Origin of the sequence: Candidatus Planktophila sp., assembly GCF_044348745.1 — a bacterium.
GTDB lineage: Bacteria > Actinomycetota > Actinomycetes > Nanopelagicales > Nanopelagicaceae > Planktophila.
Window position 1 is genome coordinate 89,631 of the sequence record NZ_JBIKSG010000001.1, and the last position, 10,038, is coordinate 99,668.

7 protein-coding genes are annotated in these 10,038 nt (G+C 45.7%); 4 read left to right on the plus strand and 3 right to left on the minus strand.

Features of this window, described 5'->3' with window-relative positions; translation table 11 throughout:
- The first annotated feature begins 6 nt into the window (after window positions 1-6).
- Both AC9UH7_RS00440 and AC9UH7_RS00445 read left to right on the plus strand, forming a co-directional pair.
- On the plus strand, window positions 7-1,539 hold the full coding sequence (locus tag AC9UH7_RS00440; RefSeq protein WP_509593599.1) for a DNA gyrase/topoisomerase IV subunit A: 1,533 nt from the start codon (window positions 7-9) through the stop codon (window positions 1,537-1,539).
- 21 nt (window positions 1,540-1,560) lie between these two features.
- The gene (locus tag AC9UH7_RS00445; protein WP_509593602.1) at window positions 1,561-3,159 is read left to right on the plus strand and encodes an ABC-F family ATP-binding cassette domain-containing protein; all 1,599 of its coding nucleotides are present in this window, start codon (window positions 1,561-1,563) and stop codon (window positions 3,157-3,159) included.
- Here the strand turns inward: AC9UH7_RS00445 and AC9UH7_RS00450 are convergent.
- Window positions 3,156-5,012, minus strand: a complete 1,857-nt coding sequence (locus AC9UH7_RS00450) for a metallopeptidase domain-containing protein (protein WP_509593606.1) — start codon at window positions 5,010-5,012, stop codon at window positions 3,156-3,158. The genes AC9UH7_RS00445 and AC9UH7_RS00450 overlap by 4 nt on opposite strands.
- Window positions 5,013-5,205: 193 nt before the next feature.
- Here AC9UH7_RS00450 and AC9UH7_RS00455 point away from each other — a divergent pair, with 193 nt between their 5' ends.
- Window positions 5,206-5,733 (plus strand): hypothetical protein, encoded by a 528-nt coding sequence (locus tag AC9UH7_RS00455; protein WP_509593609.1) that lies wholly within the window; start codon window positions 5,206-5,208, stop codon window positions 5,731-5,733.
- Here the strand turns inward: AC9UH7_RS00455 and AC9UH7_RS00460 are convergent.
- Window positions 5,730-7,811, minus strand: coding sequence for a DNA gyrase/topoisomerase IV subunit B (locus AC9UH7_RS00460; protein WP_509593611.1), 2,082 nt, complete (start codon window positions 7,809-7,811; stop codon window positions 5,730-5,732). The genes AC9UH7_RS00455 and AC9UH7_RS00460 overlap by 4 nt on opposite strands.
- A 190-nt stretch (window positions 7,812-8,001) precedes the next feature.
- Here AC9UH7_RS00460 and AC9UH7_RS00465 point away from each other — a divergent pair, with 190 nt between their 5' ends.
- Window positions 8,002-8,214: a DUF7455 domain-containing protein gene (locus AC9UH7_RS00465; RefSeq protein ID WP_509593614.1), complete on the plus strand. Its 213-nt coding sequence runs from the start codon at window positions 8,002-8,004 to the stop codon at window positions 8,212-8,214.
- Window positions 8,215-8,271: 57 nt separating this feature from the next.
- Here the strand turns inward: AC9UH7_RS00465 and AC9UH7_RS00470 are convergent, their stop codons facing one another.
- A complete protein-coding gene (locus tag AC9UH7_RS00470; RefSeq protein ID WP_509593616.1) occupies window positions 8,272-9,996 on the minus strand; it encodes an RNA polymerase sigma factor in 1,725 nt (574 codons plus the stop codon).
- Window positions 9,997-10,038 lie beyond the last annotated feature (42 nt).

The window sequence follows — 10,038 nt, forward strand, 5'->3', positions numbered from 1 at the left end:
GCCCCAATGGCAACTGCAAAGACTCCCGCGAAATCAGCGGCTAAAGGTAAGAAACCCGCTGGACCAAAGCCCGGTGAATATCCAGGAAAGATCGTCGATATCGATGTTTCTAAGGAAGTTTCTGATTCCTTTCTTGAATATGCGTACTCAGTAATTTACTCACGCGCACTTCCTGATGCACGAGATGGATTGAAACCTGTCCATCGTCGCATCTTGCATCAGATGGCAGATATGGGACTACGTCCAGAACGTGGGCATGTAAAGAGCGCGCGTGTTGTTGGTGAAGTGATGGGTAAGTTGCACCCACACGGAGATGGTGCAATCTATGACGCACTTGTTCGCATGGCACAGAGTTTTTCAATGGGATTGCCATTGATTGATGGTCACGGAAACTTTGGTTCCCTAGATGCTGGCCCAGCAGCGATGCGTTATACCGAAGCACGCTTGGCACCTGCTGCGATGTCCATGGTTGCAGAAGCAGATGAAGACACAGTTGATTTTGGTCCAAATTATGATGGTCAGCTTTCAGAGCCAGTTGTTTTGCCAGCTGCATATCCAAACCTCCTAGTAAATGGTGGTTCCGGTATCGCGGTTGGTATGGCCACAAATATGGCGCCACATAACTTGGGCGAAGTTATCGCAGCAACTAAGTTTTTAATTGAGAATCCAACCGCAACAGTTAAGCAGTTAATGAAGTTTGTGCCAGGTCCAGATTTTCCAACTGGCGGAGAAATTGTCGGTCTAGATGGAGTGCGCGAGGCATATGCAACGGGCAAGGGTTCATTCAAAGTTCGCGCATCTGTTGAAATTGAAAAGGTGACATCTCGCAAGATGGGTATTGTCATCAAAGAGTTGCCATACACAATCGGACCTGAAAAGGTTGTTGAGCGTATTGCCGCCCTTGTTAAAGCCAAAAAGATTCAGGGAATCAGCGACATTATTGATCTTTCTGATGGTCAGACAGGCACTAACGTGGTTATTGAAATCAAGAACGGATTTGAGCCTGAAGAGGTTTTGGAAAAGCTCTATGCGCTGACCCCAATGGAAGATGCTTTTGCTATCAACGCAGTTGCACTTGTTAAGGGCAAGCCACAAACTCTTGGTTTGAAAGAGCTACTCCGTGTATTTATCGATCACCGCATCGAGGTAGTTCGTCGACGTTCTGAGTACCGCAAGGCAAAAGCTGAAGGCAGACTTGGTCTAGTTGATGGATTACTGAAAGCAATTATCGACATCGATAAGGTCATCAAGATCATTCGCAGTAGCGATGATGCTGGTCAAGCAAAAGATAAGTTGATCAAGGACTTCAAGTTAAATGAAGAGCAAGCAACATACATCTTAGATATGCCGCTTCGTCGTCTAACAAAGATGAGCAAAATCGAACTTGAGACTGAACAAAAGGAGTTAAAGGCAGTTATTGCAGAGCTCACAAAATTGCTAAAAAGCGAAGAGGCAATCAAAGCTCAAGTTTCTGCTGAGTTAACCGCTGTTGGTAAGTCATTTGCTACTCCTCGACGTACTCGAATTGGTGCTGCTTAACCTCTACCGATAGAGTTCGGTGTGATTTCAACCCAAGCCCTCGAACTACGCGCAGGTGCACGTCTTTTAGTTAAAGGCGTAACTGTGCGCATTAATAGCGGCGACCGCATTGGTTTTGTGGGTCGAAACGGTGCTGGTAAATCAACTCTTGCCAAGGTTTTAGCAGGTGAAACTATGCCGGCAGGAGGTGCGGTAAATCGCACAGGAAAAATTGGTTACCTCCCCCAAGATCCACGCACTGGTGATGAACCTGGCACGGTGATTGATCGAATTCTCTCTGCACGTGACCTTGATCAGATTGCAGCACGTATGCGCTCTGTTGAAGAGGAAATGGCAACAGCCCAAGATGAAGCACTCGAAAAGGCTATGGAGCGTTACGGACGAGTTGAATCAGAGTTTTCAGCCGCAGGTGGTTATGCCGCAACTGCAGAGGCTGAAGCAATTGCAACATCTCTTGGTGTGTCAGAGGCTGTTTTCGGCAATGAACTTTCAACTCTTTCTGGTGGTCAACGTCGCCGTATTGAACTAGCTCGCATTCTCTTTAGTGGCGCAGAAACATTGCTCCTAGATGAGCCCACTAACCACTTAGATGCTGATTCCATTGTGTGGCTGCGCGAGTTTCTTTCAAAGTATTCAGGTGGGCTAGTGATTATCTCCCACGATGTTAACTTGATCGAAACAGTAGTAAACAAAGTGTTCTACTTAGATGCCAACCGTAACTGCATCGATGTCTATAACTTGGGCTGGAAGGCATACCTGCTACAGCGTGAGCAAGATGAGCATCGCCGTAAGAAGGAACGCGCAAATGCTGAAAAACGGGCAGAGATTTTGCAGAAGCAGGGTGAGAAGATGCGCGCAAAGGCATCGAAGGCAACTGCTGCCCAAGGCATGTTACGTCGTGCTGAAAAACTTCGTAGTGGACTAGAAGATGTGCGAGTCGCAGACAAGGTTGCAAAACTTCGCTTCCCTACCCCTGCCCCATGTGGCAAGACTCCGCTTTCTGGTGAAGAGCTTTCAAAGAATTATGGATCCCTTGAAATCTTTACCGATGTTTCATGCGTTATCGATAAGGGTTCACGTGTTGTAATCCTTGGACTTAACGGTGCCGGAAAGACAACGCTCCTACGCATCTTGGCTGGTGAACTGGAATCAGATACCGGCAAAGTTGAACACGGCCATGGCTTAAAGATCGGCTACTACGCCCAGGAACATGAATCACTTGATTTCGAGCGCACAATCTTAGAAAACATGATGTCTGCAACCCCAGATATTCGTGAACCAGAAGCCCGTAATACCTTGGGTTCATTCTTATTTGTTGGCGATGATGTTCATAAGCCAGTCAAGGTGTTATCTGGTGGTGAACGAACACGTTTAGCCTTAGCTGTACTAGTTGTGTCTGCAGCAAATGTGCTACTTCTAGATGAACCAACAAACAACTTAGATCCAGCTTCTCGAGCAGAGATTCTCGGAGCATTAGCTGAATATCAAGGTTCAGTCATAATGGTTTCCCACGATGAAGGTGCGGTGCAGGCTCTAAAGCCAGAGCGCGTTATCTTGCTGCCAGATGGCGATGAAGACTTATGGAAAGAGGAGTACTTCGACTTAGTCTCTATTGACTAAGGCTTACTTACTTTTACTGTGTCTCCATTTTGATCACGAGATATAACTTCAATTCGCACCCCATCAACTGTGATGACATCACCGACCCGAAGTGCGGCATCAGTAAATTGTGAGTCTGTTGAACCAGGACGACGTTGGACTTTCCAGCCACCCTTAATTGATTGAATTGTCATATCAACTGTGTAAACAAGGGTTCCCTCTTGCGATGGGGTCAAAACATCAAAACCCTCGTTTCGACGTGACTCAATTACCAAAATCTTTGAACTAGAAAGTCTTACAACTATCGCCTTGGTTAGATCATTTATTCTCTCAATGGGATTGATTAGCTGTGTCACCCCAGTTGAGGTTATATCGACAACATTTAGACAATTGATTTGAGAATCAGTTAACCATCCCAGCAAATAACGGTTCCACGAGTTCAACTCAGTTGCACCAATAGCCCAGTTGTTTGACATCAAATCCCATGTGCCATAAACAGCATCACCTGGATTTACATACAAATCATGCAAACCAAAGAGGTGGCCAGTTTCATGTGAAATCCAACGCCACGGTGTGCCGCGAGCGATGCTGCTCCACGCATCTGCCCCAGACAAAGTTATATTCGTTACTGGTCCATCATCTGTGGCGATGCCTGCAGCGTTAAGAGGGCCAGCAGGACCATAGGCGATGGATGTCCAAGGAATTTCACGTGGGCTTAAAACATAAACAACATCAAACTGTGAGTAATCAACTAGAGGATCAGCGGTCTCAATAGCCAACTTCCAGTAGGAGTAAGGGTCACCTTGATTCCATGTCCCCATTTTATGGAAGGTTGAACTCACAGGCATGCGAACCCAGTTTTTAAGAACTTGATAATCGAATTTAACTTTGTTTCCAGACATCTTGTAGTAGAAATCATTCTGGCCATCAGTCATCGGTGTGAACTCTTCAGCAGGTGGCCTCTGTCCAACAACATCTGCAAAATCAACAGGGACGATTAGAGCCTTAATAGTGCCAAAACTCGGCAAGCGTCCTGGTGCTTTAGGAAATCCCACCTGCATTTGTCGGTTACCGGTTTGATCTAAGACCTGACATTGAGTAGTTGGTACAAATTTGTTGGCAGGGGTCGTCTGGATTAAATCTACTGTCACTGTAAAGAAGCCAGCAGCATTTGCTGACATCCCTGGAATCGAAAGTACTCCAGAACTATTAATAACGGCCGAATAGCGCTTTCGAAGATACTGCGCTGTATTTGGTTCGACAATGTCAAAGAGATAAGAGCCTGGAACTAGGTTTGCATAAAAACTGCCATCGGAATTTCCAGGATAGAACTTCCACTCCCCGCCAGAGGGTTGAAGCCAAACGCCAGGTGATCCAGCTTTAACTTTCTTATCACTTGGGTTATAAATCCAGAGCTTCACATTTGTTCCACCTGGTGCTGCTTGAACTGAAACAGGAAGATCAAAACTTTGTTCAACATTTTTTGGGTTTCCACCAGGACCGCCTGTGTAAACGGTAATACCTTTAACCGGAGGTGGAATCGCGCCACTGACTGTTGGAGTTGGAGTAGCAGTCGGTGTTGGGGTTGGTGTCGGTGTTGGAGTCGGTGTCGGTGTTGGAGTCGGTGTCGGTGTCGGAGTTGGCGTTGGAGTGGGAGTAGCAGTTGGAGTTACCTTGGGTTTAACAGCAACGGGTTTACTCCACACCAGTTTTTTACCGGATTTAACACAAGTGAACTTCTGTGATTTATAGGTTTGCTGTTGCCCAAGCTTGGTGCAGGATTTACCTGTAACAGGTGCTGCAGCATTACTTGTTGGAACAAAAAGAAAGCTTGCGCTTAAGACAAGAATTGCTAGGTAGGCTCTTTGGCGCATGCTCAAATGATAGTTAGATTTACGGGAGAAAGGTTGGTAAATCCTTGGCCAATGACTAAAAAGCCTGGGGCGAATTAGAAGGATGTGAAGCCTGATGACTTACTTGCTATTGACTAGTCACTTAATGGCTTAGCCTGCCAATAAGTTTGAATTTGGTATTTACGGGGTTGGCGAAAAATCGTATTATTTCAGCATGAGACGATTATCAAAAGCAGCATCCAGAATAGTTTTACTTGTTTCTCTCGGACTAGTTTTATCAGCATGCTCCGGAGAGAGTAAGGAAGAAAAGGCGCAGTTAGCTCTAGATATGGAAGCTATGAAGAAGTTGGCAATCACTGCATGCTCATACATTGACGAAGTCTATGAATCAAAAACTGATTTCAGTTCAGTGCACGATCAGATCGCCGCAACATTTGATATTCCTGAAGATAAAGCTAAGTATGCATTAGCAGGAGAAGCATTTTTAGAACTGAGTAAGTTAGATGTAGAACGTAGTGAGGAGTTTCTACGTTATTCAAAAGTATTGACAATTCCTGACCCTCTAAGTGGCGAACTTTGGACAAACTCAAGCCGCAGCGCATTGAACAGTGCGCGCGTTAGCGAGGCATGGACTTTCTGTGGCGGCTGGGGAGGCTATGGCGGAATTGGTGACATTCGGCCAAGTGAATATAGCGAAAGCAGCCTTGACACATACTTACAAAGTAAGGAAGTTACTGACTAAGCGTCGATGTGCTCGCGATCGATTTCAGCGTTAGCTATAAATTCTTTACGTGGCGCAACATCGCTACCCATCAATAGTTCAAACATCGCCTCAGAGGCTGCTGCATCTGAGACGGTAATGCGGCGCAAGGTGCGGGCATCTGGATCCATAGTGGTTTCGCGAAGCTGATCCGCGTCCATTTCACCCAGGCCTTTGTAACGCTGAATTGGTTCCTTCCAGCGCTTTCCTTCCTTCTTTAATTCTGCAGTAACTTTCTTCATCTCATCATCACTGTAGGTGTAGATGTAATTACCCTTCTTGCCTCCTCCGCCCACAACTTCGATGCGGTGCAGAGGTGGGATGGCAGCAAATACACGGCCTGAATCAATCAGTGGGCGCATGTAGCGATACATCAAAGTCAATAGCAAGCAACGAATGTGGGCTCCGTCAACGTCAGCATCTGACATCAAGATAATGCGGCCATAGCGTGCTTCATCTAATTCAAAAGACTTGCCAGAGCCCGCACCGATTACCTGAATAATCGAGCCACACTCTTTGTCTTCGAGCATTTGTGACAATGATGCTTTCTGGACATTCAGAATCTTTCCTCGAATTGGAAGAATAGCTTGGAACTCACTATTGCGAGCAGCCTTTGTTGTTCCAAGGGCCGAGTCACCTTCCACGATAAACAATTCTGTGCGCGTTACATCCTCGGAGCGACAATCTGAAAGCTTGGTAGGCAGTGATGAAGATTCAAGTGCGTTCTTGCGACGTTGCAGATCCTTGTGGGCACGTGCACTAATACGGGTACGTGATGCTGCTGCAATCTTTTCAAGAACAAGTCGTCCATTTGCCTTATCAATACGCTTTGTTGTGTTGAAGTATTCCTTCATCTTTTCTGCGACCACAGCAGAAACAATTCTTGTAGCCGCTGCAGTTCCTAGAACTTCTTTTGTCTGTCCTTCAAACTGTGGCTCGGACATACGAACTGTCACAACGGCTGTTAAGCCCTCAAGCACATCGTCCTTGATTACATCAATTTCTTTATTTGACAGAGTCTTGGTTGAACGTAGCGCATCATTAACAACCTTAACTAGCGCCTTTTCAAAACCAACTACGTGGGTTCCACCTTTAGGTGTTGCAATGATGTTTACAAAGGAGCGCTGGGTAGTCTCAAAGCCATTGCCCCACTTCATCGCGATATCAACCTCCATATCGCGCTCAACCTCAGTTGAAACCATATGGCCCTTGTCGTCCAATACTGGAACAGTCTCTTGGTAGTGACCGGTGCCGTAGATACGAATGACATCGCCAACAGCTTCATCTGGCTGTAGATAATTACAGTACTCGGTGATGCCGCTCTTGTGGAAGAAAGTTTCACTTGTCTTTGTCTTAGTGCGATTGTCATTAACAATCAGCGTTAGTCCAGGCACTAAGTAAGAAGTTTGGCGAGCACGTGCATAGATCTCTTCTAGTTCAAGTTCGGCTTCCTTCAAAAAGATCTGGCGATCACTCCACCACTTAATACGAGTGCCGGTTACCTTAGAAGAAATCTTTCCAATTACACGTAATCCTGATTTTGGTTCAAAAGGAGCCTTTGGTCCATCACCATCAAAAATTCCTGCTGTTCCGCGCTGGAATGACATCCAATAAATTTTGCCATCACGATCAACTTCAGCATCAAGGCGTGAAGCAAGAGCGTTTACAACAGATGCACCAACACCGTGCAAACCGCCAGATGCTGCATATGAGCCGCCACCAAATTTTCCACCAGCGTGCAATTTTGTGAGAACTACTTCAACTCCCGTGAGTCCAGTCTTTTGTTCCTTATCCACCGGAATACCGCGACCATCATCATGGACCTCTACAGAGCCATCAGACTCAAGATTGATTTCAATTTTCTTGCAATGTCCAGCTAGCGCCTCATCAACAGAGTTATCAATAATCTCCCACAAGCAATGCATGAGGCCACGTGAGTCGGTAGAACCGATATACATTCCTGGGCGCTTGCGAACTGCATCTAGGCCTTCAAGGACCGCTAAATCTTTTGCGGTATAACTATCTTGCGAAGGGGTCGCAATTACATCTTTCTCGGCCATGGGGCGAAAGATTATCTTCCTCACCCCATTTTTACCCTTAAGCGCGCCGTATACATCTCAGATAGTGGAAATTGTCGACTCTCAGCGTTAAATCAGTGTTCTTTAGGGAAAAAAGAATAAATATAACGAGCGGGGAATAAATAAATGTGGTTTCCTGTTCCATAGGAAGTACACGGAAACGGAGAGAGATATGACAGAACAGATGTTGCTTGAATCAGTACCTCTTAACGCCCTAGATCGATGCGATCGTTGCGGCGCTCAGGCTTATGTCCGCGCAGTGCTTCTCAACGGCGGAGAACTCATGTTCTGTGCCCACCACGGCAAGGAATACGCTGAAAAGCTAAAGCCAATTACCGCAAAGATTCAAGATGAAACAGAAAAGCTGATTGAATCTAAAAACTAGATTTATTAAAAAAGCCCTTATGCGAACACTCGCATAAGGGCTTTTTTGTTTTAACTCTTAATCTAGGTAGTCGCGTAGAACCTGGCTGCGTGATGGGTGACGAAGCTTTGACATTGTCTTTGATTCAATCTGGCGAATACGTTCACGAGTAACTCCGTAAACTTTACCGATCTCATCAAGTGTCTTTGGCTGACCATCTGTTAAACCAAATCGCATTGCAACCACGCCTGCTTCACGCTCTGACAATGTATCTAGAACTGAGTGCAACTGCTCTTGTAGCAAAGTGAATGAGACAGCATCAGCTGGAACAACAGCTTCTGAGTCTTCAATTAAATCGCCAAACTCTGAATCTCCTTCTTCACCTAGTGGTGTGTGAAGTGAAATTGGTTCGCGACCGTACTTTTGAACTTCAACAACCTTTTCAGGTGTCATATCAAGTTCTTTTGCTAACTCTTCTGGAGTCGGTTCACGACCAAGATCTTGAAGCATCTGGCGCTGAACACGTGCCAACTTATTAATAACTTCAACCATGTGAACAGGAATACGGATTGTGCGAGCCTGATCTGCCATCGCGCGAGTAATTGCCTGACGGATCCACCATGTTGCATAGGTTGAGAACTTGTAACCCTTTGTGTAGTCAAACTTCTCAACGGCGCGAATAAGGCCCAAGTTACCTTCCTGGATCAAGTCCAAGAAGAGCATTCCACGGCCGGTATAGCGCTTTGCAAGAGAGACAACCAGACGTAGGTTCGCCTCTAGTAAGTGGTTCTTTGCACGCTTTCCATCTTCTACTAGCCATTCCAGTTCGCGCTTGTACTTCTTATCAAGCTTCTTCTCATGCTTCAATTTTTCTTCTGCAAAAAGACCAACTTCTACGCGTGTAGCAAGCTCAACTTCAAGCTCTGCGTTTAGCAACGCAACACGGCCAATCTGCTTTAAATAATCCTTAACTGGGTCTGCTGTTGCACCAGCTGTCATAACAGTCTGAGCAGGAGCATCATCTTCTTCAGATGCCTTTAATGTAAAGGCATCTTCTTCCTTGCCCTGTGTTGCTTCATCAGCCAAGTCCACAACACGAGGTTGGGCACCCTTTTCTTCTTCGCTGTCGATGATTTCGACAACTTCCTTAATGAGAGTCTCAACATCTTCTAGTTCAACTTCTTCTAACTCAACTTCTTCGCCATCAATCTTAGTAATTACTGACTTACCAGTCTTTGCATCAACCTTTGGTGCTGCAACTTCTTTTACTGGCTCTGGCTTAGGTGCGATTAACTCATAATCAGACTTCTTTAGAATGCGAGAAGGAGATCCAAGTCCGCTCTTGCGAAGTTTTTCAATCATCACTGGAACTTCTGCTGCGAGCGCGCGTGCCTCATCAACTAAATCTTTATCGACCTTCTTAGGAATTCTATTAATTGACGTAACACCGCGAGCATCAAGTTCAGCTAGGACTTCGTTTTGACGAAGAACTGCGTTCTTTGCATCAACAATTTGCTGAACATCTTTTGCCGTTAAATCTTTTTTAAGTTCAATCTTCTTTACAGGTGCGGCCTTTTTAACTGGCGCTGCTTTCTTGGCAGGTGCGGCCTTCTTGGCTACCGCTTTCTTAACAGGTGCGGCTTTTTTAGCAGCGGCCTTTTTTACTGGCGCTACTGCTTTTTTAACAACAGCCTTTTTCGCTGGCACGGCTTTCTTTGCAACAGCCTTTTTCGCTGGTGCGGCTTCCTTCTTCGCAGAAGTTTTTGCCTTCACCTTGTTTTTGAGCGCACTAAATACAGCCACAATTGTCCTTTGATTTTTTCAGCGAGTCCGCTGAAGTGATAG

Excerpts from the sequence above, each read along its gene's own strand:
- AC9UH7_RS00440 (WP_509593599.1), top strand. The coding sequence starts at position 7 with ATGGCAACTGCAAAGACTCCCGCGAAATCAGCGGCTAAAGGTAAGAAA.
- AC9UH7_RS00450 (WP_509593606.1), bottom strand. The coding sequence starts at position 5,012 with ATGCGCCAAAGAGCCTACCTAGCAATTCTTGTCTTAAGCGCAAGCTTT.
- AC9UH7_RS00455 (WP_509593609.1), top strand. The coding sequence starts at position 5,206 with ATGAGACGATTATCAAAAGCAGCATCCAGAATAGTTTTACTTGTTTCT.
- AC9UH7_RS00460 (WP_509593611.1), bottom strand. The coding sequence starts at position 7,811 with ATGGCCGAGAAAGATGTAATTGCGACCCCTTCGCAAGATAGTTATACC.
- AC9UH7_RS00465 (WP_509593614.1), top strand. The coding sequence starts at position 8,002 with ATGACAGAACAGATGTTGCTTGAATCAGTACCTCTTAACGCCCTAGAT.